Source organism: Thermococcus nautili (genome assembly GCF_000585495.1).
GTDB classification, from domain to species: Archaea; Methanobacteriota_B; Thermococci; order Thermococcales; family Thermococcaceae; genus Thermococcus; species Thermococcus nautili.
Genome location: NZ_CP007264.1, coordinates 622,000 through 648,446, shown reverse-complemented (window position 1 = coordinate 648,446; position 26,447 = coordinate 622,000). Strand labels below are relative to the sequence as shown.

18 protein-coding genes and 1 tRNA gene are annotated in these 26,447 nt (G+C 54.4%); 4 read left to right on the top strand and 15 right to left on the bottom strand.

From position 1 onward, the window contains the following. The first annotated feature begins 38 nt into the window (after positions 1-38). Both BD01_RS03520 and BD01_RS03515 read left to right on the top strand, forming a co-directional pair. Positions 39-115, top strand: a tRNA-Val gene (locus BD01_RS03520). Between the two features lie 666 nt (positions 116-781). Further along, positions 782-2,509 carry a hypothetical protein gene (locus BD01_RS03515; RefSeq protein ID WP_042690089.1) on the top strand — a complete coding sequence of 576 codons (1,728 nt, stop codon included), beginning with the start codon at positions 782-784 and terminating at the stop codon, positions 2,507-2,509. A gap of 13 nt (positions 2,510-2,522) precedes the next feature. Here BD01_RS03515 and asnS read toward each other — a convergent pair whose 3' ends face one another. Then, complete coding sequence (gene asnS / locus BD01_RS03510) at positions 2,523-3,815, bottom strand: asparagine--tRNA ligase (protein WP_042690086.1); 1,293 nt, start codon at positions 3,813-3,815, stop codon at positions 2,523-2,525. Positions 3,816-4,035: 220 nt separating this feature from the next. On the opposite strand from asnS, the gene BD01_RS03505 reads away from it, so the two are divergent. Beyond that, positions 4,036-5,235 carry an amidohydrolase family protein gene (locus tag BD01_RS03505; protein WP_042690084.1) on the top strand — a complete coding sequence of 400 codons (1,200 nt, stop codon included), beginning with the start codon at positions 4,036-4,038 and terminating at the stop codon, positions 5,233-5,235. Here the strand turns inward: BD01_RS03505 and BD01_RS03500 are convergent. The 14 genes from BD01_RS03500 to BD01_RS03435 all read right to left on the bottom strand — a co-directional run bounded on the left by BD01_RS03500 (position 5,222) and on the right by BD01_RS03435 (position 24,418). Further along, positions 5,222-5,770 carry a hypothetical protein gene (locus BD01_RS03500; protein ID WP_042690081.1) on the bottom strand — a complete coding sequence of 183 codons (549 nt, stop codon included), beginning with the start codon at positions 5,768-5,770 and terminating at the stop codon, positions 5,222-5,224. The two genes, BD01_RS03505 and BD01_RS03500, sit on opposite strands and share 14 nt — an antisense overlap. A gap of 3 nt (positions 5,771-5,773) precedes the next feature. Continuing rightward, positions 5,774-10,111 carry a PEGA domain-containing protein gene (locus tag BD01_RS11145; protein WP_084606314.1) on the bottom strand — a complete coding sequence of 1,446 codons (4,338 nt, stop codon included), beginning with the start codon at positions 10,109-10,111 and terminating at the stop codon, positions 5,774-5,776. Continuing rightward, on the bottom strand, positions 10,105-10,869 hold the full coding sequence (locus BD01_RS03490; protein WP_084606313.1) for a PP2C family protein-serine/threonine phosphatase: 765 nt from the start codon (positions 10,867-10,869) through the stop codon (positions 10,105-10,107). Before BD01_RS03490 ends, BD01_RS11145 begins: the two co-directional genes overlap by 7 nt. Then, positions 10,866-13,196, bottom strand: a complete 2,331-nt coding sequence (locus BD01_RS11385; protein ID WP_245599266.1) for a serine/threonine-protein kinase — start codon at positions 13,194-13,196, stop codon at positions 10,866-10,868. The genes BD01_RS03490 and BD01_RS11385 overlap by 4 nt, the downstream gene beginning before the upstream one ends. Further along, complete coding sequence (locus BD01_RS03480) at positions 13,193-14,356, bottom strand: ATP-binding protein (RefSeq protein ID WP_042690078.1); 1,164 nt, start codon at positions 14,354-14,356, stop codon at positions 13,193-13,195. Before BD01_RS03480 ends, BD01_RS11385 begins: the two co-directional genes overlap by 4 nt. Positions 14,357-14,370: 14 nt before the next feature. Continuing rightward, positions 14,371-15,990: a serine/threonine-protein kinase gene (locus BD01_RS03475; RefSeq protein WP_042690075.1), complete on the bottom strand. Its 1,620-nt coding sequence runs from the start codon at positions 15,988-15,990 to the stop codon at positions 14,371-14,373. Beyond that, complete coding sequence (locus BD01_RS03470) at positions 15,991-16,572, bottom strand: SNF7 family protein (protein WP_042690072.1); 582 nt, start codon at positions 16,570-16,572, stop codon at positions 15,991-15,993. Between the two features lies 1 nt (position 16,573). Continuing rightward, the gene (locus BD01_RS03465; RefSeq protein WP_042690069.1) at positions 16,574-17,158 is read right to left on the bottom strand and encodes a hypothetical protein; all 585 of its coding nucleotides are present in this window, start codon (positions 17,156-17,158) and stop codon (positions 16,574-16,576) included. A gap of 1 nt (position 17,159) precedes the next feature. Next, positions 17,160-19,007 (bottom strand): hypothetical protein, encoded by a 1,848-nt coding sequence (locus BD01_RS03460; RefSeq protein ID WP_042690068.1) that lies wholly within the window; start codon positions 19,005-19,007, stop codon positions 17,160-17,162. Then, a complete protein-coding gene (locus BD01_RS03455; RefSeq protein ID WP_042690065.1) occupies positions 18,994-19,518 on the bottom strand; it encodes a hypothetical protein in 525 nt (174 codons plus the stop codon). The genes BD01_RS03460 and BD01_RS03455 overlap by 14 nt, the downstream gene beginning before the upstream one ends. Before the next feature lie 135 nt (positions 19,519-19,653). Then, positions 19,654-20,823 carry a thiamine ABC transporter substrate-binding protein gene (locus tag BD01_RS03450; protein ID WP_042690062.1) on the bottom strand — a complete coding sequence of 390 codons (1,170 nt, stop codon included), beginning with the start codon at positions 20,821-20,823 and terminating at the stop codon, positions 19,654-19,656. A gap of 96 nt (positions 20,824-20,919) precedes the next feature. Beyond that, positions 20,920-21,402: a TIGR00288 family NYN domain-containing protein gene (locus BD01_RS03445; RefSeq protein WP_042690059.1), complete on the bottom strand. Its 483-nt coding sequence runs from the start codon at positions 21,400-21,402 to the stop codon at positions 20,920-20,922. After that, on the bottom strand, positions 21,399-21,920 hold the full coding sequence (locus BD01_RS03440) for a TIGR00288 family NYN domain-containing protein (RefSeq protein WP_042690057.1): 522 nt from the start codon (positions 21,918-21,920) through the stop codon (positions 21,399-21,401). The genes BD01_RS03445 and BD01_RS03440 overlap by 4 nt, the downstream gene beginning before the upstream one ends. A gap of 68 nt (positions 21,921-21,988) precedes the next feature. Beyond that, complete coding sequence (locus tag BD01_RS03435) at positions 21,989-24,418, bottom strand: tRNA(Met) cytidine acetyltransferase TmcA (RefSeq protein ID WP_042690054.1); 2,430 nt, start codon at positions 24,416-24,418, stop codon at positions 21,989-21,991. Between the two features lie 124 nt (positions 24,419-24,542). Here BD01_RS03435 and BD01_RS03430 point away from each other — a divergent pair, with 124 nt between their 5' ends. Further along, positions 24,543-26,438, top strand: a complete 1,896-nt coding sequence (locus BD01_RS03430) for a S9 family peptidase (RefSeq protein ID WP_042690051.1) — start codon at positions 24,543-24,545, stop codon at positions 26,436-26,438. Positions 26,439-26,447: the final 9 nt, after the last annotated feature.

Genomic DNA, 26,447 nt, shown 5'->3' with positions numbered 1-26,447 from the left:
AAAACGTTATAAATTTTCCAGCGTCCTCGAAGGTGGGCGGGCCCGTGGTCTAGATGGTCATGACGCCACCCTTACAAGGTGGAGGTCCGGGGTTCGAATCCCCGCGGGCCCACCATCGAAACTTTTGTCAAGCAAAAGTTTCATCAAAGTTTGTGATTCTCTTTTGAAAAAAGTCTATTCTGTGAATGGATTTCTGCTTGAGTTGCCCTTTAAAGATGAGTGAATTCCTTTAATAGTACCTTTTACAATGGGTTCAGGTCTTTAGCGCTCCTTTGGAGCGCGGTTTAAGTAGAACCCGTGTGAAGGAGTCCTTAAGAAGGTGAATTCAAATTCTCAACGGTTGACTTGATTTTAAAATCCTTTGAAGAGGAGCCATAAAGAGGAATCACGAGCTTTTGGTCAAGCTTTGTTAAAGCTTGCTCTGTACTCTCAAACCCCCGGAGTGGGGCTTCGCCCCCCGTTAGGAAACTTTGCCTGCGCAAAGTTTCATCAAAGTTGGCATGCCTCTTGAATGGCTTGTTCTCATGAGGGTTTACTTCCAAACTCGCCAGTCTTTTTGGTGTGTTCTTTTTGGAAAATGTGATTTACGAGCAAAATCTGCTCTATTTAAGCCTTGAGCAAGAGCTACAAACTTTTGAAAAGCCTCTTCGAAAGTGCTAATTGGGGCTTGCAATATTGTTTCCGCCGCTGGCGTTGAGGATTTTTAATTTTTAAATTAAACTTTTTAATTAACTAACGAAACGTTTTTAAATTGTGCTTATACTATGTACCAACGATTAAAATGAAAAAGCTACAAATCATAATCTTAGCGATAATATTAGCATTCATAATTGTAGGTTCTATATCCCATTCTTATGCTAATGCTGAGACAGTCTGGAGGAGTAACAATCAATTTGCGGTGGTATCCACCAGCAAGTACGTTGTTTTTAATATCAGCAACGTTACAATAATTAACTTTCCAAAAAATGCCCAAGATATCGATATTGCAATTTATGCCACTGTTGGCGTTCTAAACTCCTCACATATTCTCAAAGTTGAGGCAGTTCTGTATGAACCTCACAGCAAAAGAGCTTTTTTTGTTATTTCCCCTCAAGGTTCCAGAGACATTATTTTAAATTCTACCATCAGCTATGGCCACTTAAACCACTGGAACGTAGTTCTCTGCGAAAATGATATGTGTTCTCGCCCCCTTGAAATTGGTTTTATTCTAAAAAATGTAACTTTAACAGGCACTACCGTATACATTGATTACGCATATGCAGTTCTTGTGAGTAATTCAGCCAATATGAGTCTGCTCGTTCCAGAGAAAAATCCCGTTCATCTAGTTGTTGCGTTTACTGAGGATGGCAAAAGAGTAGTAAAGAACTACACATTTATACCAAATGAAAATGGTGAAGAATTTAACGTATCTTCAGGCTCTACGAATTCTACTAACTCGCGAAGCTATGTTGGAGCGGGCCTTCTTCTAACGTGGATTTTACTTTTGATTTTATTACCTACGATAGCGTTTCTGTTCTCGGATAGTTTACTAAATGAAAAGGGGAGAACTGCATTGTTTAGTTTTGGTGGAGTGTTTGTTTATCTATTTGTTCCTCTCTCTTTGGCTAAACTTTTCCATATACGCACTTTAATGGGAATTTGGATTTGGATTATATATCTGGTTTCTGTATCTTTTTTGATTCTCTTAAGTGGATTACAGGAAATTCCCTATGAAGGTGTTGTTTCATTAATTGTCACATTTATTCTTACTAGTAATGTTGCCCTTCTCCTTTGGGTAGGGGTTAATCCGGGAGACTTTGCCATACTCATCTGGGTCTTCTCAATGGTATTTGGGGCGGGTATCACCTTTGTTTTAATCTGGAACCGCTGGGAAACTATTTTGTTGGGGGCGCTAGGTATCCTCCTCATTGTTCTTCTTTCTATGGTAACTTCGCTGTTTTCTATAAATTTCATTACCTATGGCCTTGCTTTACTGGCTCTGGTGGGATATGGACTTGTATTTGTTCAGGCCCTTATTAAAACTACTGTTGGGCGAGGAGAGAGCAATGATATCTTAGATACATTCTACAACCTTATTATAGGGGCTTTCATTGTCCCTAGCTCTCTCATTTTTGCTTATGCTATCACAAATGGAATGGGGCTTTCGGACAACACAGTCAACACACTGGTACAACAGTTTCAGAGTGTAGTCATTCTTTATCTTGGCATAACCCTTACATCTGTTCTCCTTCTCTGGGAAGAGAGTCAGGAAAATTTGATGCTTGCAAGATTCCTTACCTTGCAGAACGTCATTTCAATGCTGTTGATTGTGCTTGGCGGGGGAATGTTTGTCATTTTGGGTGTTAATTTTGGGATGACAAATAATAATACTGACATTGAAAAGTTACTGAATTGGGCCATGTCTACAAGACAAAATATGGTAGTGTTCCTAATATCTATCCTGGAAGGTATTGGAGGACTAATCCTATTAATTTTATCGAATCTAAATAGGAATCAGAGAAGAGAATAGTAAAAGATTAAGCTCACGGGTAAAGCCTGCTCGGTGTCCTCGGGAAGAGTGTGGCCCACCTCACGTGGTCGAGCTTGAGAACCCATGCGACGAGCCTCTCAAGGCCGAGGCCGAAACCGCTGTGCGGAACGGAGCCGTACTTCCTGAGGTCGAGGTACCACTGGTAGTCCTCGGGGTTCATCCCCTCCTCAAGGATTCTCTGCACGAGCTTGTCGTAGTCGTCCTCACGCTGGGAGCCACCGATTATCTCGCCGTAGCCTTCGGGAGCGAGCATGTCCGCAGCGAGAACCTTTTTCGGGTCCTCCGGGTCCTCCTTCATGTAGAAGGCCTTGATGCCCTTCGGATAGCCGTAGACGAAGAACGGGGCCTCGAACTCCTCGGTAAGAACCCTCTCCTCGTCGGCACCCATGTCTTCGCCCCACTCTATCTCGACGCCCTTGCTCTGGAGTATGTCTATGGCCTCGTCGTAGCTTATCCTCGGGAACGGCGGAACGGCGTTCTTGAGCGTGGTTAGGTCCTTCCTGAAGGTCTCAATCTCGCTCCTCCTGAGCTCAAGCGCGCGCTGAACCATGTAGCTTACCAGCTCCTCTTCGACCTTCATGATGTCCCACAGGTCCATCCAGGCTCCCTCAAGCTCAAGATGCCAGAACTCGGTGAGGTGCCTCCTCGTCCTGCTCTTTTCGGCTCTGAAGCTCGGTGTGAGCGACCAGACCTTTTCGAGGCCAAATATTGCCGCCTCAAGGTAGAGCTGGGCCGACTGGCTTAGGTAGGCGTATCTGTCAAAGTACTTGAGCTTGAAGAGCGTCGAACCACCCTCAACAGCCCCGGTGACGAGTATCGGCGGAAATACCTCGTACCAGCCGTCCTGGAGGAGCCACTCCCGCGCCGCCTGAACGAGCGTGGCCTTTACCTTCATTATGCTCGCGACCTTGGGCGAGCGGAGGTGCAGGTGCCTGACGTCGAGCAGGAACTCCGGGCTCGCGTCCTTCGTTATCGGGAAGAAGTCAACGTTCTGGATAACTTCAAGCTTGTCGGCTTGAACCTCCGCCCCTGTGGGAGCGCGTGGGTCAGCTTTAACGGTTCCCTTGATGATGACGCTCGACTCGATGCCGAGCTTCTTGGCCTCCCTGTAGGCCTCTTCGTTGAGTTCCTTGGAGAAGACCACCTGAACGATTCCGCTCGAGTCCCTGAGCACTATGAAGACCTTTTTTCCGACCTCCCTCTTTCTGTAAACCCATCCGGCGAGCTTAACCCTCTTTCCTTCCATTTCGGGCTTAACGTCGGCACAGTAAACCTTATCAATCACCTTTACCACCTCCAAAAGCTTTTCAGCGGGGTTTATAACGCTAACCCAATCAGAAGAGGCTATTCAGCCAGAGCGACAGGGCCCTTAGCCTTGACTCAATCCGAACGAGCCGGGGCATGGTCGGAGTTTTTCGTTTTAGGATTTAAATCCTTTGGGAATTTGAATGTCACAACGTCAAAAGGTTTAAGTTCTTCCCTGCCGTATGTTCAACGGTGGGAGGATGTTTGCGCTGGTCGGAAAGCTCGTCGATTACCGCTCCGTTCGAGATGGGGCCGTCATCGTTGAGGATAACATCATTCGGGTCGTCGTTCCGGCGGGGGAATTGGGGGAGTGGGGCGTTGACGAAGTTTACGGCGGGGAGAACTACCTCGTGATTCCCGGCCTAATCAACGCCCACACCCATGTGGCGATGGCGCGCTTCAGGGGTCTCGGTGAGGACCTGCCGACGGGGGAATGGCTTGAGAAAATCATCTGGCCAATGGAACTTGAGTGGACGCGGAAGGAAATCCGCGAGTGGGCTGAAATCGGTCTTAGAGAAGCCCTGATGAACGGCTCGACGACGGTAAACGACCACTACTTCTTCGCGGACGAGATAGCGAAGGTTGCCGAAAGGCTCGGCATAAGGGCCTTCATCGGCCAGACGGTCATGGACGAGGTTGTTTTTCCTCTCGCAAGTCCTGAGGAAGGTTTCCGGTTCTTCAAGCGCTGGCGGAACCGGAGCGAGCTCGTAACGCCCACACTTGCACCGCACGCAACGAACACCGTCTCGCTTGAGCTGATGAAAGAACTCGCAGAACTCTCCCGGGAAACCGGCGCGAGGGTTCACATCCACCTCGCCCAGAGCAGGGCGGAGGTTTCCGAGGTTAAAAGGCGCTACGGCCTTTCGCCCGTTGGCCTTCTCGAAAGGGCCGGGCTTTTGAACGAAAGTCTAATCGGCGTCCACGGCGTTTACCTGAACGATTCTGACTTCGAGAGATTGGCCAGGGCCGGCTCGACCCTCGTCCACTGCCCGACCAGCAACGTCAAGCTTGAAGCGCGGACCGTGAACCTGAGAAAACTCCTTGACCTTGGCCTCAACGTGGCCCTGGGCAACGACTCGCCCAATCCAACCGGAATCCTCGACCCCTTCATTGAGATGAGAACAGCCGGAATCGTCGCGAACCTGACCGCCGGAAAGGCGCACGCGGTTCCAGCTCGAGAGCTCTTCGGAATGGCGACAGTTGGAGGCGCAAGGGCCCTTGGATTAAAGGCCGGACTCATTGAGCCCGGCTATCTCGCGGATTTGGTTCTCATAAACGCAGATAAACCGTGGTTCAGGCCGTTGGAAAACGTTTACTCGCTCCTCGTTTACTCCGCGAGGGGAAGCGACGTGGAAAAGGTTGTGGTAAATGGAAAAGTGGCTTGGGCTAAGCCCTCATAGCCTTCTCAATCTCTTTGAGCCTCTCTCCGGAGGGCTCTACGTCGAAGAACGCCTCTGCCTCTTTTATCGTTTCTTCGTCAAAGTTTCCGCTCAGGATGCTTTCGCTCGTTACGTCGAGCATGGAACTCAGAGCCTCGTCGAGGGTTTCAACCTTCGCCATCGCCTTTTCGAACTCAACCTGCATCTTGGCAACGTCCTCTGCTCCGGGCCCCTCCGCAATGCTCTCAACGATGTCCCTGCTGAAGCGGAGGAACTCAGCCGAGACCTTAACGAGTTCCCTCTGGATTTCTGCCTCCTCCATGAGGAGGAGAAGGCGCTTCGCCTGCTTTATTCGATTCTCAAGGACAAGGTACTTTACGGCGCTTCTTCTCAGCAGTTCCTCGTCGCCGAGCTTCGCCGCTTCCTTTCCCTGAAGGAAGACCCTGCGCTTTAAGGCTTCGAGGTTGTTTATGTACTGTTTCAGGGCCATCTTTGCCTTTTTGGCCCGTATCCTCCTTTCTATCTCTTTCTCCTCTTTGGATTTCCAGAACTTCATGGTTCACACCCCGTTTTCACGCTCTATCTCGTGAAGGAGCACCTTGAGCCTTTCAACGAAGTCCTCTCTTACGGGCAGGTTTTCTCTAATCATGAGCTCAAGGGCTTCAATTGCCCTCCCGAGCTCCTCTCTGTGCTGGGTTGTATAGAATTTCAGGTCGCTCAGGGTGTTGAGAAGCTCTGCCTTCCTGTTGAGCTCCGCGTAGGCTAAAGCGAGCTTCGAGAGAGTTTGGACTACGAGCCTGCTGTTCTCCCTGATTTCCTCGGCGGTCTTGCTCCTCTTCAGAGCCTCCACGCTTCTTGCGAGGGTTTTCTTCAGCTCCTCAACCTGGAACCCGAGCTCCTGCTTCCGCCTCTCGCTCTCTTCGAGCTTCTCAAGGTCCCTCAGGAATTCTTCAACGCTTCCGTACCGGTTTTCCTTCCTCTTCGCCAGCAGCTTCTCGAAGAGCCCATCGTACTTCGCTAGGGCCGGGTTGAACTCTGAGGGTGGTTTGTGGAGGTAGTTCTCGTCAGTTATCTTGCCGAAGACCTCCTCGTAGGTGTAGCCCTCAAACGGAACCCTGCCGGTCAGTAGCTCGTAGAAAATCGTCCCCAACTGCCATACGTCTGTCCTGTGGTCGGTGTTTCCGAACTTGCTCGGCATCAGGTGCTCCGGCGCGGCGTAGAGTGGGGTGTAGCCCATCACGCTCCTTCCCGAGCTCATCGTTCCTATTTTCGCGAGTCCCCAGTCGGTTATTTTCGGTGTTAGGTCTGACTTGAGGAGGATGTTTCCGGGCTTTAAGTCGCGGTGAACGATGCCTTTCGAGTGGGCGTGTTTTAGGCCTTCCGCTATTCCCCTGATTAGTTTTAAGGCAGTTTTCTCATCAACGGGCTTTGGCAGTTCTTCAAGCGTTCTAACGAGCTTCCCATCAACCTTGGCACCCTCAACGAACTCCATCTCAAGGTGGGGAACTGGTAAGATGTCCGCGTCGTAGAGCTTGACGACGTTGGGGTGGTTGAGCTGGAACCACGTTGAAACCTCGCGGAGGAAGGTCTTGCTGGTTTTCTCGTCGATTCTGGGGATTTTTAGGGCGACTGTTTTGCCGTCCTTTTTGCGTTTGACCTTGAAGACTTTGGCAAAACCGCCCTCTCCGAGGAACTCAAGGGGCTCGTATCTGTCTAGGAGCTCGGCCGGGAAGCCCTCAATTGAACCCTTGGAGGGCTCATTTTGGGTCTTTCCTCCAGAGCGCGAGCGCTTGAGAAGGAACACCGCCCCAACAAGGATGAACACGGCCAGAACACCTGCGATGGCCTTCCTTGGAACTGCGTTGGCCGGCGTGGATTCGCTGGTCGTTTTCGGTTGGGTATCCTGAGAGGTCACCACCGAGAGGGTTAGCGTTATTTTCTTTTCTTCTCCTGGGGCAATGTCAACCGTTTTTCTGGTCGGTTGATAACCTTCCTTCCGGATTTCTATTGTGTGGGTACCCGGTGGAAGGGTGAGCGTCAGCGGTGTTGTCCCGCGCCACGTGCCGTCAACGTAGACGTCCGCCCCTGTGGGCTGGGAATTTATCCAAACCGTCCCCGTCGCGATTTTCTTCTCAAGCTTCGCCGTTATCTTTACGGTTTCGCCTGGAGGAACATTGACTGTCCCCATGTATGGCTTGTAGCCTTCGAGAGTCACGTTTATCGTATGCTTGCCCGGCTGTAGCTCAACGGTCAGGGGAGTAGTCCCGCGGTAGGTGCCGTCCACGTAAACGCTGGCTCCCGAAGGTGTTGAGTCAACTACTAGGGTTCCGGATTTGGGTTCCAGGTTTACGTTTAGAACAACGGTTTTTCCAGCATCTACCGTGACCGTCGTCGAGTACTCCTCATAGCCGGGCATCTTCAGCTGAACCCTGTGCGTCCCAGGGGATACACTGACGTTTATTGGCGCTATTCCCTGGTAGCCTCCGTCAACGTAAACCTCAGCGCCTGCAGGTGCGGAGACTACTTCGATTGTTCCCCTATCACTCTGCACCTGTGAGGGTGTTGAAGTCGTTGTTCCTGTTCCCGTTGTTTCCCCTGACACCAATGTTTCAGCGGGTTCAAGTGAACGGACGGCAAGGAAGCTTCCAAGTCCCGTAACTGGGTCGGGGATTCCAACTTTCACTCTCTTGTTGGTGATGTAGAAGTCCCACAACTCGGCCGTGTAGATTCTGGGGGAGTTGTAGAGGTGGAGTGCGTAGGCGAGCTTGTAGAGGTCCCAGAACTGGTCGATGTTCCACATACTTACCGTTAGTCCGTTCTTGGTCCACTTCGAGTAAGCGAGCAGGCTGGCGAGGTCGTAGCCGGTCCAGTCGAGGAGCGGCTTGAGCTTATCTGGAGTGTTGTAGTACTTGAGGTTTAGTTCGCTGATGAACTTGGCAACGTCACCGCTGGCGATAGCGTTGAGAACGTCTCTGACCGTTACCGGGTTGTGGTAGTTGGAACCCCAGTTCGGGTCAACGTAGATGTCGAAGAACCAGAAGTCCTGGGCAAGGGACGTAACGTCTCGAATTTCGCCTGCAAGCCATCCCTCCGTGTAAACGTGCCACTGGAGGGTGGTTGGGTCACTGCTGTAAACTGCTTTGTTGGCCTGGGTTCTCTGCCACTGGATGAGCTCCACTTTAAAGCCCGCCTTCTGGAGTATCTGAGCAATGTACTTGCCCTCGTCAAGTCTCTTGTCCTCAACGCGGGCGATAACCTTCACGGTAACCGGCTCGCCGTCGAAGTACCAGACACCGTTCCTCTTCTCAAGGGTGTGTCCTAGGTCTGAGAGTTCCGAGGATGCCTTGTTCATGGCCTCGTCAATCATCTTGATGGCGTAGGCCTCGTCACCCTGCGGGGTTATGCCCATGGCCTTCGCAACGGTTACGTAATTCTCGTGTGCGTTAACTTGGCCTGTAGGGTTTGGACCGTAGAGAGGTGCTCCGCTTCCCTGGAGTACCTGGCTGACGATGTACTGCCTGTTGATGAGCCAGTTCATAGCGTACCTGACCTCACGGAGCGCGAACGGGTTGAAGCGGGTTCCGTTGGAGGTTTCCACGAGGCCTGTCGTGGGGTCTCCTGCGAGGTTGAGGTTGATGCTCCACCAAGTGGGGATAGCCTTGATTAGGTTGATGTTCTTGCCGTATTCCTGGACCACACTGGACAAAGTACCATAAGGTCTGGTGAACCAGTACAGGTCGTACTCGCCTTTAGCAACGGAGAGGATAGCTGTGTAGTCGTTGAGAACGCCGTAAACGTCAATCTCTCTCCAGTACGGCTCCCAGGGGATGGTCTTACCATTAACGGTGTCCGGGAATCCAACCCTTCTGTTGTTCGCGAGCTTGAGGACGAGCCTCATTGCACCGGGGTTGTAGTCATCAACGTAGTACGGCCCGTTGGTTACGAGGGCATTTTTGTGGTTTGAAATCCAGCTTATCAGGGCTGAGTACCCGCTTTCTGCATCCTGAAGGCCGGAGTGGTAGTAGTCCAGACCCCATTTTCCGAGAACGTTTGAAAGCTCCGACAGGGGGTCCGGAATCGGGGCTTCATCCTTTAGCCTTGAGAGCATGCCCGAAATGTACTCCATCTGCTCCCCGTCTATCAGGTTGAGCTGGTACCCGTTGGTGGGCTTTGAGCTCCACGAGAACACCTTGCCACCGTATCCCTTTGCCACGAGCTCGGAGGCTGCATAATAGAGCTGCCAGGGGAACTCCGGGTAGGGAACGTAGTTAACGGCGGTGGTCCACCTGCTGTATGGAACTGCGTAATCCTGGTAGACCGTGAACTCAACGTAATCGGATGTGACGGCTTTCACCTCGAGACCGTAGATTCCTTGGAGCTTGCCGGCCACGCTGGCGCTCCAGCTCTGGTCGTAGTACGCTCCCCCTTCATGACTCCAGTCCCAGTCCATTGCGTAGGCGAAGAGGTAGTCGGCGAGGGTTATCTTCTGGCCGTCAACCCAGGTTCCAAGGCCACACTTCCAGGTGACGGCACTCTTGGCAGTTCTGCCAGCGTAAGGGGAGGTCCACTCGCCGAGGGTGTCGTTCCAGATTACAGCATCGTCCGGAACCTGAACGTTGTAATTGACACTGACAAGCTGACAGCGGTAGCTGTGATAGCTTCCGTCGGGCCCCATCACGTAGGGCGGGTCGTTGAGGAAGTACCAGATGCGGTGGGTGTAAACGTCGGTCATTCCGCTCGGGGACGGGTTGAAGACGCCCGTGAAGAGACTGCCCTGGGCAGTTAAGTACACGATTCTAAGCGCGGTCTCCTGAGTGGACTGGGCGAAAGTCGGGCTTAGTGGAACGAGTGATATTAACAGCAACACCGCAACGAATACTGCCCATCTCCTCACCATCTCCACACCACCACCGTGACGTTGTCTTCAGTGGCAGGCAGGGCCCTTTCCACGAGGGTTTTGGCGAGGTCACGTGCCGTTTTCCCCGGGGTGAGCGCCCGCAGGATTTCCTCCTTTGGAACGTAGTCGTGAAGGCCGTCCGTGCTGAGAAGGAGGATGTGATTGGCCCCCACCTCCCAGCGGTAGAGGTCAACCATCAGACGCCGCCCAATTGCAGAACTCACCCTGTTTCTGAGTGGATGGTACATGGCTTCCTCCTCACTTACCTGCCCCATGAGGACGAGCTCCTGAAGTGGTGAGTGGTCGAGCGTCCTCGCGACGAGCCTCCCCCTGGAAACCAGGTACGCCCTGCTGTCGCCGGTGTTGGCAACGATAACGGTTCTTCCCCTAACTACGGCCGAGACGAGGGTCGTCCCCATTCCCTCAAGTGGCCCCTTTGCGCGCTCCCTAACAACGGAGTGGGCAATCTCGTGGGCCTTCCTCAGGAGAATCGCGAGAAGGTCTTCTTCAAGGCCTTCAACGTACTCCTCCCCAAAGACCTCTGCAAGGGTTTCCAGGGCCAGCCTAGAAGCGACTTCCCCGGCGTTGTGGCCGCCCAGTCCATCCGCAACGGCAAGTAAGTAGCCGTCGGGGAGCTTCATGATGAGCAGGCCGTCCTCATTGTGCTTTCGTCCTCCAACGTGGGTTATTCCGTAAACGAAGTCAGTTCCGGCCCCGCTGAAGTCCACGCATGGATTTTCGGGCAGTATTAGCCTCATCTCTCCACCTCCCGTTTAATCCTATCAACAAGGACTTCCACTCTCTCAACAAGTTCCCGAGAAATCGGCAGACCCTCCCTCAGGAGGAGCTCGACGGTTTCAATCGCCCGCTCAACCTCTCCCCTTTCTTCCCGAGTGAACTCCTTGAGCTCCTCAAGCGCACTAATCAGGCCTGCCTTGTCGTTGAGCCTCGCCGAAAGGACCGCGTTCCTCCCAAGTCCTTCAACGAGTTTCCTGACGAGCCTCTGAACCTCCGACCTGTCCGTCGTTACTTGGATGGTTTTCTTGAGCTCCTCAATCTGCCCTCTGAGGTCGGCCCTTTCTCCTTCAAGCCTCTCCAAGAGCTTAAGGTCCTCCAGAAACTCCTCGACGCTTTCGTAGCGGTCTTCCTTCCTCTTCGCCAGCAACTTCTCGAAGAGCCCATCGTACTTCGCAAGCTCTGGCCTAACGGCACTCGGCGGTTTCGGCTTGATTTCTGGGTTGAGAATCTTTGCGATTACACTTGCGGGGCCCTTCCCCCCGTAGGGCAGTTTTCCTGTCAGGAGTTCGTAGAAGATGAGGCCGAGCTGGTAAATGTCAGTCCTGGGGTCGGTGCGCCCGTAGGTTTCGGGGTCAAGCTGCTCCGGCGCGGCGTAGAGAACCGTTACCCCCGAGGTGGTGGTCGTTGAATGTGTTCCGATTTTCGCGAGTCCCCAGTCGGTTATCTTCGGCGTTAAGTCGGCCTTCAGGAGAATGTTTCCGGGTTTTAAGTCCCTGTGGGTTATGCCCTTCGAGTGCGCGTGCTTCAATCCCTCTGCGATGCCTCTGATGAGTTCTAGGGCAGTTTTCTCATCAACGGGCTTTGGCAGTTCCTCAAGAGTTCTAACGAGCTTCCCATCAACCTCAGCACCCTCAACGAACTCCATCTCGAGGTATGGTGCCGGCTTCTCCTCCGCACGGTAGAGCTTTACTATGTTCGGATGCTCCAGCATGTTCCAGGCCTGAACTTCCCTAATGAAGGATTTCCTGGACTTCTCAGTTAGGTGCGGGATTTTTAGGGCGACTGTTTTGCCGTCCTTTTTGCGCTTGACCTTGAAGACCTTGGCGAAGCCGCCCTCCCCGAGGAACTCAAGGGGCTCATACCCCTCCAGAAGCTCCGGCGGAAATCCGGGGACGTTGAGGTTGGCCCTTTTTTCACCCCCGCTCCTGCCCTTCAGAAAGGCGAGTCCAATGATGAGAAGCACCAGAATACCTCCGAGTGCGAGAGGAAGGGCCGGTACCGGCGAGCTCTTTTCTACGCCGTCTAAACTCGTTGTTGCGGGCTGGGAACTCGACGGCTGGACAACCTGGTTGTTCGTTGGAGATGCGGCCGTCGTGAACGTTGTTGATGGTGAGCTCCTGTTTTCAGGGGGACGTGAGGCAACGGTAACGCCCCAGTGGATTACGTTCGAGACAAAGGTTGGCCCGTCGAGCTTGATACCGTAGTACTGACTGACCCACATGGGCTCGTAGCCCCCAACGGGCGTCTCGCCGCTGACTATCAGAACACTCCGTTTGTTGCCCGAACTCCACACCCATGCCGCCACTATCGGGAATTCCCCGGTTTCTCCCGCCCTGTAAGCCTTCGCGGGGGGTGCGCTGTTCTCAACGATTTGGGCATCTTTGCTCGTCCGGAGTATGATGTAAACCCCCGAAGGCTTGTTTTCATCCCCCAGGGGCTTCCAAGTGCCGTTCGCGAAGAGCGCCACCGGCCCGGGCCCGTGCGCGAGGATGCCATAAGCCACTCCCTGAATCAAAAGCACCCTGTAAGGGGTATCGTTGCTCGGTCTGTCGTAGGCTATGGGGCGGTAGGGTCTTCCCGCGTTGCTCACAGGGTCCTCAACGGAGCACAGGTCAAGGCGTAGGGGTGCGCCGAGGGCTTCAAGCAGGCCGTTCACTATCTCTTGAGTCTTGGCGCCGTTTCCGTAGTCCGAATCACCGGCAACCCACAGAACCTTTCCTCCCGAATAGAACCACTCCCTCACGGCCGAGATTTCGGCGCTTGAAAGGTTGACCGTTGGCTGTCCGATTATGAGGACGTCAACGTTTTCCAGCAGGCCCGGGGTTATTGACCTGCCCAGCCAGCGGATTCCCAGCTCGTCCCGATAGCTCTCGTTTCCAAAGTAGACGAAGGTGTACTGGCTGAGCGTTTCGACCATTCCAGGGGCGAGCGTCTGATTCTTATAGGTCATCGGTGTGAGTCCCTTGGGATTCTCGCCGTGGAAGAGGTCTATCCCGATTGTAACGGCAAAAGCAGGGTTTAACGTGAGAAGGAAGACGAGCAAAATTGCGATTTCAACCTTTCTCATCCCCCAAACTCCTCCGCCCACTTCTCGTACCTCTCGACATCTCTCCTCGTTAGCGGGCTCTTAATTTTCTTGAATGCCTCCTCGAAGTCCCTCATCTCAAGCGGTCTCGTCCTGAGCGAGCGCTTTTTGAGCTCCTCGTAGGGGAGCTCGGCGAGCTTGTGGAGGTCTCTGTTCTCCTCGCGAATCATGTTCCATACCGCCTCCTGGCAGAGGTTCTTGATGTCCCTCCCCGAGTACAGGCGCCTGACGCTCTCCTCGGCTATTGCGTCCAAGTCAAGCCTGCTTATGTCGAGCCCGCGCGTGTTGATTTTGATTATCTCCTTCGTGGCCTTCTCGTCCGGCAGCGGGACGTAAATCCTCCTCGGAAAGCGCGAGAGAACCGCCTCGTCCAAATCCCAGGGGGTGTTGGTTGCCGCGAGGGTTAGAACGAGCACGTCGCTACCCTTGTCCTGAAAGCCGTCAAGCTCCGCTAGAAACGTCGAGAGCATCCTCCTGCTGGCCTCGCTCGTCTCGCCGGAGCGCCGGGTTGTGAGGGCATCTACTTCATCAACGAAGACTATGCTCGGGGCTTTCTCGCGGGCGACCTCGTAGAGGGCCGAGATTATCTTCGCGGACTCGCCGAAGTACTTGCTCAGGACGTTGCTGGCTTTGACCGAGAAGAAGGTTGCGTTTAAACTTCCGGCGGCAGCAGAAGCGAGCAGGGTCTTCCCGGTTCCCGGCGGGCCGAAGAGGAGAACCCCCTTCCAGGGCTGAACCGCTTCCGGTCTCTGGAGTGCCGAGACGACCACCGTTTCCATGAGGAGCCGTTTGACGTCCTCAAGGCCTCCAATGTCGCCCCATTTGACGTTTGACCTTGCTATAAGTCCCATGACGTAGGTTCTTAGCTCATCCTCGTCGGTTCCCTCCGAGGTTACCTTGACCTCCCTCTTCGGAATCCTTCCCTCTTCGAGACCCTTAGCAAGGTCTTCCCACTTTCTTGCCTTTGCCAGGTAGGAGCTCCTACCGTAGGGGTCGTGCTTGGCGAGCTGTTTGAGAATCCTCGCGCACTCAAGGGCCTTTCTCCTGGCGGTCTCGTAATCGCCCTCGGCTAGGGCCTTTTCGTAGGCCTTCTTGGCCCTTCTGAAGGACGCCATAAGCGGACCTGTCAAATCAACGGGCATTTGATACACCTCCTTCAAGAATGAGAGCAATTGGACGGATTGCCGCCAACTCCGTGAACAACAACCTCCCCCTTCTCAACGAGCTCCCTCGGAACGGGGAGCCCCTCCTCAACCCTCAGCTCAATCTGTTCGATGAGCCTCTCCAGCTCTTCCCTCTCCCTCCCCCTCGCGTACCTCAGCAGGTCCCTCGCGTACTTCAGGGCCTCCTTCGCGTCCCCGAGCCGCAGGTGGAGGAGGAACAGCTGGCCCGCGTAGTAGGCCGAGCGCGAGGGCTCGACGCTCTTCTTGAGCTCTTCCCGGTACTTCCCGCCGAGGATTCCCGACAAATCCCGCTGGAGCTCTTCAACGCTTCCGTAGCGCCTCTCCTTCTCCTTACTCAGACAGCGGAGGATTACTCCTTCAAGGGGCTTCGCCTCTGGATTAAGCTCGCTCGGCCTCTGCGGCTCCTCCATGATTATCCTCCCGGCGACCTCGACGAAGTCGCTCCCCTCGAAGGGCCTCCTCCCCGTCGCGAGCTCGTACATGAGAACGCCCAGCTGCCATACGTCGGTTCTCTCGTCAACCCCTCCGAAGCGCGACGGACTTATCTGCTCGGGCGAGGCGTAGTAGGGCGTCATCGCCGTTACCGTCGTGGTTCCGCTCTCGAACAGAACCTTCGCAAGCCCCCAGTCGCTTATCTTCGGCTTGGAGCCCTTGAGGAGGACGTTGCTTGGCTTCAGGTCGCGGTGGATTATACCCTTCGAGTGGGCGTACTTCAGGCCTTCCGCTACCTCAAAAGCTATCTCGGCCACGCGCTCCGCCGGAAGGGGCTTCTCCAGGTCTTCGAGCGACCGGTCGCAGAGCTCCATCTCTATGTAGGGGTAAGGCGTCAGATTTGCGTCGTGGAGCTTCACTATGTTGCCGTGCCTCAGCTCGCGCCATATGGAAACCTCGCGCAGGAAGAGCTTTCCGGTTCTCTCGTTGAGGACGTGGGGAACCTTGAGCGCGACCCACCGGCCGTCCCTCAGGGCGCGGTAGACCTTGCCAAAGCCGCCCTCTCCAATTAGCTCGACCCTCTCGTATCTCGACAGAAGGGCCTCCAACCCGTTGCCCCCGGCTTTTTCTCCGGTAATCTCGATTTCAATGGCCTTCTTCCCCATAAACGGCCCGGAGCGGACGCGGACGGTAAGCGCGTGCTTCCCAACCTTCGAGGGCACGAAGCGCACGTACTCGCTCCTCTCCTCGCCCGGAAGGAGGTACAGGTCGAGGGTCCTCCTCTCCAGCTTTCCGTAGAGGGCCAGCTCCGACAGGTCTATCGAGACGCGAAGGCTTTTCCCTGTCCTGTTCCTGAAACCGACCTTTATCAGCGCCTCAGCTCCCTGGATTAGCTTTTTCGGCGCCTCAAAAATCAGCCCGTCCGTAAGGGAGATTCCACGATTTGGACCCCTACTGTGCGGTTTCCTGGGCATCGGCCTCGGAACCGGTTCGGGCCCGGGATAGGGCTTCCAGGAGCCCGTCTCCCTCAGGAACCTCTCAATCCACGGCAGGAATATGAAGAGCGATATGAGTAACCCGAAGCCCTGGAGAAGGGCAATCAGGAAAATCGAGATGATGAGCCTCCGAACGAAGTCCTCTTCAAGGCTCCTCCTCGGCATTCACTCCGTCTCCTCCTCGACGACCTTCTTCGTGGCCTCTTCTGGTTCAAGCTCGCCCTCTTTGACAGCCCTTATTGTGCTCAGTATCTCCTCAAGCTCCTCGTCGGCCTCAAAGTCCTCAACCCCTATCGTCCTGTCGGTCATGCCGAGCATCTTCTCAAGGCTCTCGTTGAAGTTCCTGGCGTCGAGCTCCATCTCGATTAGCTTCTCCTCAAGCTCCTTCGGAGACATTTTCCTGAGCATCTCCCAGGTTGGCGTTCCCTTCAGGAGCTCCTCGTTCTCCTTGATGATGAGCAGGTTGCTGACGAGCATCAACTGCTTGTTCAGCTGGGCGTGCGTTGCCTGGAGGTTCTTCTTGCGCTTGTTGAGGGTCTTTATCTTCGTCGCTATCGTGAGCTCCTCGCTCCTGCTCTTGGCTTTCTTTGCCCTTTCAAAGAGCTCCGCTATCTCGGCCTCTATCGCCCTGAGCTCGCGCTCGATTTTCTCAATCTGGGCTTCGAGCTTCATCTGGTTCTCAAGCAGGTCCTTGAGGGGAACGTCTAGAGGGTTCTTCGGTCCAAAAAACTTTGAGAGAAGCCCCATGTCACTCCTCCTCCGCCTCAGCCTTCAGAACTTTCTCCACAACCTCGTCCGGCTCCGCTTCACCGCTTTCAACTTGGGCCCAGGCCTCAAAGAGCTCCCTCTCGGTCTCGTCTTCGCCCTCCTCGAACTCGGCTATCTCCATCTCAAAGACCCTGTTGAGGCTCTCCACCATCTCGTTGAACTCCTTGCCGTCGAGGTTTATCCGTATGAGGGCCTTCTCAAGCTCCCCGGGCTCGACCTTCTTGAGCTTGTCCCAGACCCCTACCTCGCGGAGCTCCTTCTCGTACTTCTTGACGACGATTAGGTTCTTTATGAGGGTGTACTGCTTCTGGGCCGTCGTGAACTCCTTGAGCTTGAGCTTCTCCTCCATGTCGAGGCTTTTGATTTCTTGAGCGAGCATCTTCTTCTTGAGCTTGTCCGCGCCTATGCCCTGCTGGAAGAGCTCCTTTTTCTTCTTCTCTATGGCGTTTATGTCCTTCTTCAGCCTCTCAAGCCTGTTCCTGAGCCTAATTTCCTCCTCTTGGAGCTCTCTAAGGGAGAGCCTCTCAACGGTGCTCTTCCTTCCAAAAACGTCGCGTATTCCCATCTCATTCACCTCCAAACTCCTTCGAAACGAGGACGTATCCAACGCCCTCCACGTACTTGGCAACGTAGCCCTCCTTCCCGAGGGACAGGAAAGCCTTCCTCACGATTTCAACCGGCAGGTCGAGTTCGCTGATGGCCTCGTCAAAGCGGACGTAGTGCTTGTAGGCCAGCCTGTTGAGAAGGAACCTCCTGGCCTTCTCAAGCAGTTCCTCGTCGAACTCAAGCCTGAGGAGAGGGGCAAAGGCCTTCGCGTAGGGGTCGTTGGGGTTGTGAATCATCTCACCCGAACCGAGGTCGAGGAGGAGCAGAGAGACCCTATCGGCCACGAAGTTCCTGTGGAAATCATCTGAGGCAACGTAGCTGAGAATCCTCTTCTCGAAACCGGTTGGCGATGCAACGAGCAGGACCGTCCTCTCCTTCGCTTTCCTCGCGTCGTCGAGGAGCGCGTTCAGCTCGGCGAGCTCGACCGGGTCGGTATCGAAGCCGTACTCCGCGTAGCGCTCGGGCCTCGAAAGGTAGACCGCCCTCAGGGTTAGGCTCTCTTTCCTTCCGAGGAGCTTCTTCTCCTTCAGCGTTGCCTCAACAACGACGTTGGTTGGAACGTTCTTGAGCGCGACCTCGTCGAGCTTTCCAGCGTACCTGGAGCGGTCAAAGGTTTCCCTCTCCTCAACGGACTCGACCTTGAAGGTCTTCCCGAGGAGTTTCAGCTCGCCGCTCAGCTTGCTCCTAATCCTACCGGCGAAGTTCATCTCCATTATCCTCGCTTCATCGCTCCTGATAAAGCGTGAGCCCTTCTCCGCCTTCTCGACCATCTTCATGGCTTCCTCTATTCGTTTCCGGACTTCCTCTTCTGCCCTGGACAGCTCAAGCTCTCTCCTCCTGAGCTCCATCTCCCTCTGCCTCAGCTCAAGCTCCCTTCTCCTCAGCTTCTCCTCAAGGGCCCTAACCTCTGCCTTCATCCTTTCCTCTGCCTTCCTGAGCTCCTCTTCAAGTCTGGCCTTCATCTCCTCGTCCTTCATTCTGGCTATTTCCTCGATGAGCTTGGCCTTCTCCTCCTCAAAGCGCCTTCTGAGCTCTTCGTTTTTCCTCCTGAGGGCCTCTATTTCCTCCCTCTTGGCGGACTCGATTTCTGCCTTTGCCTTCTCTATCTCCTCGTACCAGCGCTCGCGGATGAGCTCCATCGCTTTCCTGAGTTTCTCGACTTCCTTCTCCTTCTCGTCGAGCTTCTTCCTGTAAATCCTCTCAACGGCTTCTGTCTCCTTTTTGGCCTCTTCGAGGAAGTCTCTGAACCAGTCGAAACGTGCGGTGGCTTCGGCTATCGCGAGGTTTATCTTCTCCTTGTACGAGTCCCACGTCGATTTCAGGAAGTCCCTGAGGGCAAGGCCGTGCCTTGGGCTCTGAAGGAACTCCTGGAGCCATCTGTCAAAGGAGTAATACTCCCTGAGGAGTGAGAGAACCTCGTTGTCCCTGTGCATTATCAGCTTCATGATGTCGTCCTTGGAGTAAATCTCGAAGACGTTGTAGCGGAAGAGCCTCTCTATTGCGGTCAGCTCCTCGGGGGTGAACCTCTTTTTAGCTGGTTCGAAGTCTTCTCCGTTCCGCTCGAAGGACCAGGCGAGCAACGCGAGTGCTCCCTCAAACTTGGCCCTGAAGCGTCTGTCGAGGTCGCGCAGAAAGTCCCCGCACTCGCCTTCCTGGTAGCGGTTGTAGGCTTCAACGATTCTTCCCCAGAGGTCTGCCCTGGTTCCGTAGCTCTCCCGCCAAACGTCGGTTCCGAGCCTCAGAACACGCTCAGCGGGGCGGAGGAGTGTCTTAACGCAGTTCGCGTCTCCTTCTTCAAAGAGTCCCATAGGAATCACCCGCCAGAGGTTTTAGCTCCTCATCCACACGCGAGAGGAGGTAGTCAACGACCTCGCCGTAGCCCGAGACCGTGACCCTGACAACGGTTCCCCTCGGTGTTCCTCTAAGGGAAAACTGGATTACACCCCTTCCTTTCCTTGTGTAGACTTCGCAGGTTCCTTCTTCTGGGCTGAACGTTCCTCCGAGCTTGGAGCACAGGTACGCTAGAAACCTTCGAACGAAGCCCTCTTCCTCCGCGAGCAGATATTCCCTCGTCGCGCTCCGCTTCCTGAGTTCGGGCCATTCCTCGGTTACACGGTAAATCCTGACTTTCTCTGAAGGGTTGCCCTCTATCCTGGAGAACAGCTCCTCGAAGAACTCTTTCTCCTGTTCTGTTTCGATGATGAACGTCATCCCCCTGGGCTTCTCAACGTCCGCCCTTTCCGCCCACTTGGAGAGCAGGTAATCAACGCGCTTTCGCTCGGCGTCGTCATCGTACGAAACAACGACGAAGTACTTCATACGTCATCACTACCCTGGTTCTCTCAAACGTTAAGATTTGGCGTCGTTGCCTATTTAAAGTTTTCTCCATTTTGGAGAAAAAGAAGAATGGGCAACTTTGGTGAAACTGAGGCTGAGTAAAAAAGGATTGAGGAATCAAGGCCTCCTCCTGAGAAGAAGAGGCACTATGGCAAGTCCGACTATCAAACCAGGACCGCAGATACTCGAACCCTTACCGCTTGAGCTCTCGGTTTTGTTCGTGTTTGGAGCGGTGGAAGTCGGCGTTGGCGAGATTTCCTCAGGCTTCTTGCCCTCAACCATCAGAGCCCTCCACTCCTTGAGCCACTTGTCTGTGTTCTTAGCGAGCTCTTCGGAGGGAATTGTGATGACCTTCGCCGAGCTGACGTTGAGGGCGTAGCTGAAGCAGGCCGGGAGCTTGACTTCTTTGTTAACCGGGTACATCCACTGGTTGAGCGGGAGCTTCTCCTGAGCGGTTTTGCTTATCAGGAAGTTTATGAACTCCTTCGCTAACTCGAGGTGTTTCGTCCCCTTGACGATTCCCGCTCCCTCAATCTGGACGTAGGCGGTGTTGTTAAGGAAGATTGCACCGATGTTGGTGCTGTTCTCTTCGCAGGCCGCGTAGGCCGGGTCAGTGGCGTAGCTGACGAACAGCGGGGCCTGGTTCTTGTCCCACATCTCCCAGCCGGCTCCCCAGCCCTTGACGATTATCACGTCGTTCTGCTTGAGCTTCTCCCAGTAGTAGGGCCACTTGTCGCCGTAAACGCCAATCGTCCAGAGGAAAAAGGCCATTCCAGTTGAACTAGTCAGCGGGTTCTCGACGATGAGCTTGCCCTTCCACTCTGGCTTCGTCAGGTCCTCAAAGGTCTTCGGCGGGTTCTTCACGACGTCCTTCTTGTAGACTATCGCTATAGCACCATAGTCGTAGGGCGTGAGGTGGAAGGTCGGGTCAAAGTCCTTTATAATCCAATCTGGGATGTACTTCGCGTTCTCCGGCTTGTAGGGGATTAAGATGTCCGCCTGAAGGGCCTTCTGGAGGTAGCTGTTGTCTATTCCAACGACGACATCGGCCTGCGGGTTGTTCTTCTCGATTATCAGCTTGCTGAGCACTTCTCCAGCGTCGCCGAACGTCACGAGACGAACCTTGACGCCGTATTCCTTCTCGAATATCGGAATGATTTCCTTCATCCAACCCTCGATGCTCTCGTAGGAGTAAACGGTCAGAGTTTCCTCGGCCTTAACGGGCCTCGCCCCAAGGAGCGAGGTGACGAACAGAGTCACCACGAGCAATGCCAGAACCTTCCTCATTGAACCACCCCCCCGATTAACAGGTTGTTCCGTTTCATAACCCGATAATTGGGAGATTAAAAAAGGTTTGCTTCCCAGTTCTGGTTAGTGGTGAGTTCACTCCTCTACCTTGCTAACCATCTTGATGACGTAGTCAGCAGCGTTCTGAAGGGCCACAGAAAAGCCGGGTTCGGTGCCTATGACTATGGTTTCCTTCCCCTTCCGTTTCGCCTCCTGGATTATGGGCAGAAAATCCGCGTCCCTCGTGGCCAGTGCTATAACATCAACATCGGAGTTGTAGATGAGCTCCATGGCCTCTATCGCTATTCTCACGTCGGTGTCGCCGGCGACTATAACGGGCTCAAGCCCCTGGTTGACGACCGCCTCGATGAGTCCCTGGGGAGCGTACTGGTTCAGAACGACCTTCGCGACCCTTATCCGACCGAGCCTCTCAAGGGCCTCAACGATGTCTTCGAGCTTTATTCCGAACTCCTTCCTCAGGATGTTCGGTCCGTCTATTATGAGCCCGATGCTTTTACCGCTTATCTCCTCTTCCGGTTCTTTCTCGCGCTTGAGAACCTTGATGAGCGTTTCCTTCACTCCTCTTCCCTCCCCTCTCTCTTGGGCTCAAGAACTATGGTGTAATCGGCCGCGTGCTTGAGGGCAACCGAAAAGCCGGGCTCGACGCCGATGACGACCGTTTCTTTCCCCTTCTCCTTGGCCTTGAGGATAACCGGCAGAAACTCCGCGTTCCGCGTCGCGAGGGCGATTACGTCTATGTTGGGGTTGTAAATCTCGCGCATGGCCTCAACGGCAAGCTTTACCCCGGTCTCGCCGGAAACGACAACGGCCTCAAACCCCTGATTCGAGACCGCCTCTATGAGGCCCTGGGGGGCGTACTGGTTGAGGATAACCTTCGCAACGCGGATGTCTCCGATGCTCTCTAAAACATCAACGATGTCTTCGAGCTTTATTCCGAACTCCTTCCTCAGGATGTTCGGCCCGTCAATGAGAAGGGCTATCTTCTTCCCGCGCTTGGACTTCCGCTTAATCATGCCTATACTCTTGATTCCATCCTTCGTCATTGAGATTATCTTTTCCCAGCTTCCGCCTGGCATAGGTGTCACCGTTGAAATCACTGAAACTCAACACGGCCTTTTACGGGCCAATAATATAAAAATGTTCGTCAGAGGAGCCGCTTGTAGTAGTACCAGAGGCCCCTTATTATGTCGCGCACCTCAATCATGGTAAAGGTTTCTGTTCTGTCTATCAGCTTCGCCGTCTCCTCCCAGCTGTGGGCCTGGAGAACGCGGTAGATGAGGAGCTTTATCTGCCTCTCGTCCAGGTAGGGCTTCATCCAGCCGTCGAGGAAGTAGAGCTTCACTATCGGCTTCACGGCATCTACCACGGTATCGTAGGTCAGAACCTTGCCCGTGAATGCATCGAGGCGCTTCTTCTGAATCTCCGTGAGGTGAACCGGGTAATCAACGGCCTCGCCGAAAGGCGTCTCGAAGAGCCAGCGCGCTATCTCGGGCTCAAGCTCCCTGTGCGTGTCTCCGAGCCACTCGGTAAGCCTTATCCTGAACTCGTCGTTGGCCTTCTTGATGAGCTTCTTGGCCTTCTCGCTTATCGGCTTGAGTACTATCGCCGTAAACTCACCGCTGACCGGGTTTCTCGCGGGGCTGAGGTGAACTACTGCAAAGCCGTTCCTGACCCAGAAGCGGACGAGTTCCTCACTGGCCCCAAAGCCAGAGCCTATCCAGTCGAGGCCCTTCTCCCTCGCCTCCTTCTCAAGGAGCTCCAGGGCCTTGCTTCCAAGTCCCCTGTCCATCGCATCCGGATGGGTTGCAATCCTCACTATTCTGTAACCCTTGAGCTTCGCGAACTCCTTCAAATAATGGTGCTTGACCATCATGTCCGGGATTATGTTTCCGCGAGGCTTGTAGCCCTTGGCCATCTTGTCTATTACCTTCTTCGGAATTCCTCCTTCCTTGGCAATCTGTATCGCCGTCACTATCTTGCCGTTCTTGAGCCTGAGCACGCGGGCCTCGTGGTGGGGTGCGTCAGCTAAGAGCGCCACGTCGCTCGGCCTGTTGCGGTAGTGCGCCAAGATATAGATTCCGACGAAGTTTCTGAGGTCCTCCCGGTCGTTCTCGAACCAGTCGTCGAGGTCAGGTTCTTCCAAATAGACCTCCTTCTTCTCAATCAGCTCGAAGTCCTCATCGGTGAGCTCCACAGGCTCGGCATCGAGCAGGAGAACGTCGAAGAGCCACCGCTCAATCGGGTCGTTTTCCGCGTAGCGAATCGGCTCGTCCATGTGGAGCTCCTTAAACTCCCTCTTCTCCCTCGCCCTCTTGAGGAACTTCACCGAGAAGCCCCTTCCCGCTCCCTCGTAGCCGTGAATCGTTGAGGAGTAAACCACCCTATCCTTGTTGAGATACTTATGGAGTATCGGGACGTGGATTCCTGCCGCTTCGTCGAGAATGTAGAGGTCGGCGCTCTTCTTGTAACCTTCTGCCGGCGGATAATAGCGGAGGCCGATTTTCCTTGCGTAGAGCTCCTTTATCAGCCCGCGCTCTTCAACGACGTAGGGCTTGAAGCCGAGCCTCTCAAGGGCACGCTTGGCGAAGCGGAACAGTGCCTGAACGTTCTCAAGCTCGGGGGCGGTAACGACAATCCTCGTCCTCTTCTTTAGAGCTAAGGCCAGACCTATCGCGCCGATTCCAACGGAAACGCTCTTGCCCCTTCCTCTGTCCGCTGTAAGAACGAGCATTCCGCCCTCTACCAGCTCCTCGAAGGCCTTCAAAACCTCAACCTGACCCTCGGTTAAGGCCATCTCGTAGAGCTCCTTCGGGAAGAGGGTTTCCTCCGGAATGGGAACGCCCTTTCTGGCCTTAATCCTCGCCTGGCTCTTGCTCCTCTTCGGCTTCTTCCTGGCCTTTCCGCTCTCGGTGATGATGTAGATGCCCTCGTGCTCCGTGAACTTCCTGATGAGCCTTCTATTGAAGCGCTTCTTGACGTCGTCTATCGTGTAAGGTGGCGTTACGAGGCTCTTGTGGAAGCCCGTCCACATGTTCTTCCACTTCTCGAAGGGATGAGCGAGGATGAAAATCAGCCCTCCACCGCGAACGGTCTCGATAATCCTTCCGAGGTCGTTCGGCGAGTAGTCGTAGCTCATATCGAGGATGAGCAAATCGTAGGTTCTTCCAAGGATGTCGCGGGTGTGCTTGAAGGTAACGGCTTTTACCTCGACGTTTGGGCCAGCTAAGACGTCGAAGTGCTTCCTGAAGGCCTCGTAGCGCTTCCTTCCAAAGGTCTCCTCGCCGAGCGCGTCGGTGGCGTAGAGAACCTCTATTTTATCCTCGCTCTCGTCGCGGAGGCGCTTCTTCATCAGCTCGTCGAGAACCTCGCTCAAAACCCTCGCAGAGGCCCCCGCGAGTATTCCGGCCAGCTCGGCTTTCCTCAGCGTGTCACCCTCGATTACAATCATTCTTCTGTGGAAGTTCTCAAGGGCCTGAGCTAAAGCGGTCTCGGTGAGCTTTAAGATTGAGTCCTTAACCTTCTCGCCCTTCGCGTAGTCTCTCACTTCCTTGTCAAATCTGACCTTCACGGTCATCTCTCCTCCCCCGCTAAAGGGGAGAAGGGGAATTTAAAAACCTTCGGAGCTTTCGAGATGTCTCGATATCCATCGAAACGCTAAGCTTTTATACGAAAAACACCGACTTACCCCGGTGGTTTCTATGAAAGGTCTGGCCGAGAAGGACCTCGGAAAGTTCAAGCTCGTCGGCAACCTCGACGCCTTCAGGCGGAAGGTCGTCTTCCAGGTCACCGAGATAAGCGTCGAGAAGGACGACTACTTCTCAAGGCTCTACCTCTACGATGGCAGGAAGGTTAAACCCTTCACCTCGGGAAAGAAGGACTCAAACCCGAGATTTTCGCCAGACGGGAAGCTGATAGCCTTCACTTCCAAGCGCGATAAGGAGGGCAAAGAGTCCGAGCTCTACGTTATCCCAACCGACGGCGGTGAGGCGAGGCTTTTAGCGAAGTTCAAGTACGGGATTAAAAACCTCCGCTTCACCGAGGACGGTAAGAGCATAGCCGTTATAACGCCGATAGACGTCGAGAAGAAGCCCAAAGATGACGTTCACCTTATCAAGGAGATTCCCTTCTGGTTCAACGGCGTCGGCTGGGTCTACGGGAAGAGGAGCGTTGTTTATCTGGTGGACATCGAAACCGGCAGGAAAAAGCGCGTAACGCCCAAGAACCTCGATGTCTCGCAGGTCCGCTTCCACAACGGGAAGCTCTACTTTATAGCTCAAGAAGACCGCGAGAGAAAGCCGATGGTGAGCGACCTTTACCTGCTCGAAGGCAGGAAGGCGAAGCGCCTGACCCCCGGAGAGTGGGGCGTGAGCGACTTCATTCCGCTCGACGACGGCACTTTCATTCTCAAGGCCAACACGCGCGAGCGCGGGATTCCGACGAACACGCACATCTACCACTACAACCCCGAGACGGGCGAGATGAGAAAGCTCACCGCTGACCTGGACCGCTCGGCCTACAACTCCCTTAACAGTGACGTTCGTGGGGCACAGAGGGCCGAGCTGGTCTTCAGGGACGGCTGGGTCTACTACGTCGCAACCGACGGCCCGAGGGCGAACCTCTTCAGGGTGAACCTCGATGGGAAGGTAGAGCGCGTTATCAGCGGTGATAGGAGCGTCGAGAGCTTTGCAATCGGCGACTACATAGCCTTCACCGCCCAGGACGCGGTTACTCCGCTGGAGCTCTACGTTCTCCGCGACGGCAAGGAAAAGAAAATCACGGACTTCAACGGCTGGATTAAGGACTACAAGCTCTCCAAGCCGGAGCATTTCACGGTTAAAGCCAGCGATGGAGTAGAGATAGACGCCTGGATTATGAAGCCCGTTGACTTCGAGGCCGGGAAGAAGTATCCCGCCATTCTGGAGATTCACGGCGGGCCGAAGACGGCTTACGGATACGCCTTCATGCACGAGTTCCACGTTTTGACAGCTAAAGGCTTCGTGGTAATATTCTCCAACCCGCGCGGTAGCGACGGCTACGGCGAGGAGTTCGCCGATATAAGGGGCCAGTACGGGGAGAGGGATTATAAGGACCTCATGGAGGTCGTTGATGAAGCTCTGAAGCGCTTCGACTTCATCGACCCTGAACGTATAGGCGTCACGGGCGGTTCCTACGGGGGCTTCATGACCAACTGGATAGTTGGCCACACCAAGCGCTTCAAGGCTGCGGTAACCCAGCGCTCAATCTCAAATTGGGTGAGCTTCTTCGGCACGACTGACATCGGCTACTTCTTTGCTCCAGACCAGATAGGGGGTGACCCCTGGAGCAACACCGACGGCTACTGGGAGAAGAGCCCGCTGAAGTACGCGCCGAACGTGGAAACGCCACTCCTGATAATCCACTCGATGGAGGACTACCGCTGCTGGCTCCCGGAGGCGCTGCAGTTCTACACGGCCCTCAAATACCTCGGCAAGACCGTTGAGCTCGCCCTCTTTCCGGGCGAGAATCACGACCTGAGCAGGAGCGGAAAGCCGAAGCACAGGGTTAAGAGGCTTGAGCTTATCGCCGGTTGGATGGAGAGGTGGTTGAAGGAGTGATATGAGTTA

What these genes read in the sequence shown, in the direction of transcription:
- BD01_RS03515 (WP_042690089.1), top strand. Translation starts at nt 782, where the DNA reads ATGAAAAAGCTACAAATCATAATCTTAGCGATAATATTAGCATTCATA.
- BD01_RS03505 (WP_042690084.1), top strand. Translation starts at nt 4,036, where the DNA reads ATGTTTGCGCTGGTCGGAAAGCTCGTCGATTACCGCTCCGTTCGAGAT.
- BD01_RS03500 (WP_042690081.1), bottom strand. Translation starts at nt 5,770, where the DNA reads ATGAAGTTCTGGAAATCCAAAGAGGAGAAAGAGATAGAAAGGAGGATA.
- BD01_RS11145 (WP_084606314.1), bottom strand. Translation starts at nt 10,111, where the DNA reads ATGGTGAGGAGATGGGCAGTATTCGTTGCGGTGTTGCTGTTAATATCA.
- BD01_RS03490 (WP_084606313.1), bottom strand. Translation starts at nt 10,869, where the DNA reads ATGAGGCTAATACTGCCCGAAAATCCATGCGTGGACTTCAGCGGGGCC.
- BD01_RS11385 (WP_245599266.1), bottom strand. Translation starts at nt 13,196, where the DNA reads ATGAGAAAGGTTGAAATCGCAATTTTGCTCGTCTTCCTTCTCACGTTA.
- BD01_RS03480 (WP_042690078.1), bottom strand. Translation starts at nt 14,356, where the DNA reads ATGCCCGTTGATTTGACAGGTCCGCTTATGGCGTCCTTCAGAAGGGCC.
- BD01_RS03475 (WP_042690075.1), bottom strand. Translation starts at nt 15,990, where the DNA reads ATGCCGAGGAGGAGCCTTGAAGAGGACTTCGTTCGGAGGCTCATCATC.
- BD01_RS03470 (WP_042690072.1), bottom strand. Translation starts at nt 16,572, where the DNA reads ATGGGGCTTCTCTCAAAGTTTTTTGGACCGAAGAACCCTCTAGACGTT.
- BD01_RS03465 (WP_042690069.1), bottom strand. Translation starts at nt 17,158, where the DNA reads ATGGGAATACGCGACGTTTTTGGAAGGAAGAGCACCGTTGAGAGGCTC.
- BD01_RS03460 (WP_042690068.1), bottom strand. Translation starts at nt 19,007, where the DNA reads ATGGGACTCTTTGAAGAAGGAGACGCGAACTGCGTTAAGACACTCCTC.
- BD01_RS03455 (WP_042690065.1), bottom strand. Translation starts at nt 19,518, where the DNA reads ATGAAGTACTTCGTCGTTGTTTCGTACGATGACGACGCCGAGCGAAAG.
- BD01_RS03450 (WP_042690062.1), bottom strand. Translation starts at nt 20,823, where the DNA reads ATGAGGAAGGTTCTGGCATTGCTCGTGGTGACTCTGTTCGTCACCTCG.
- BD01_RS03440 (WP_042690057.1), bottom strand. Translation starts at nt 21,920, where the DNA reads ATGCCAGGCGGAAGCTGGGAAAAGATAATCTCAATGACGAAGGATGGA.
- BD01_RS03435 (WP_042690054.1), bottom strand. Translation starts at nt 24,418, where the DNA reads ATGACCGTGAAGGTCAGATTTGACAAGGAAGTGAGAGACTACGCGAAG.
- BD01_RS03430 (WP_042690051.1), top strand. Translation starts at nt 24,543, where the DNA reads ATGAAAGGTCTGGCCGAGAAGGACCTCGGAAAGTTCAAGCTCGTCGGC.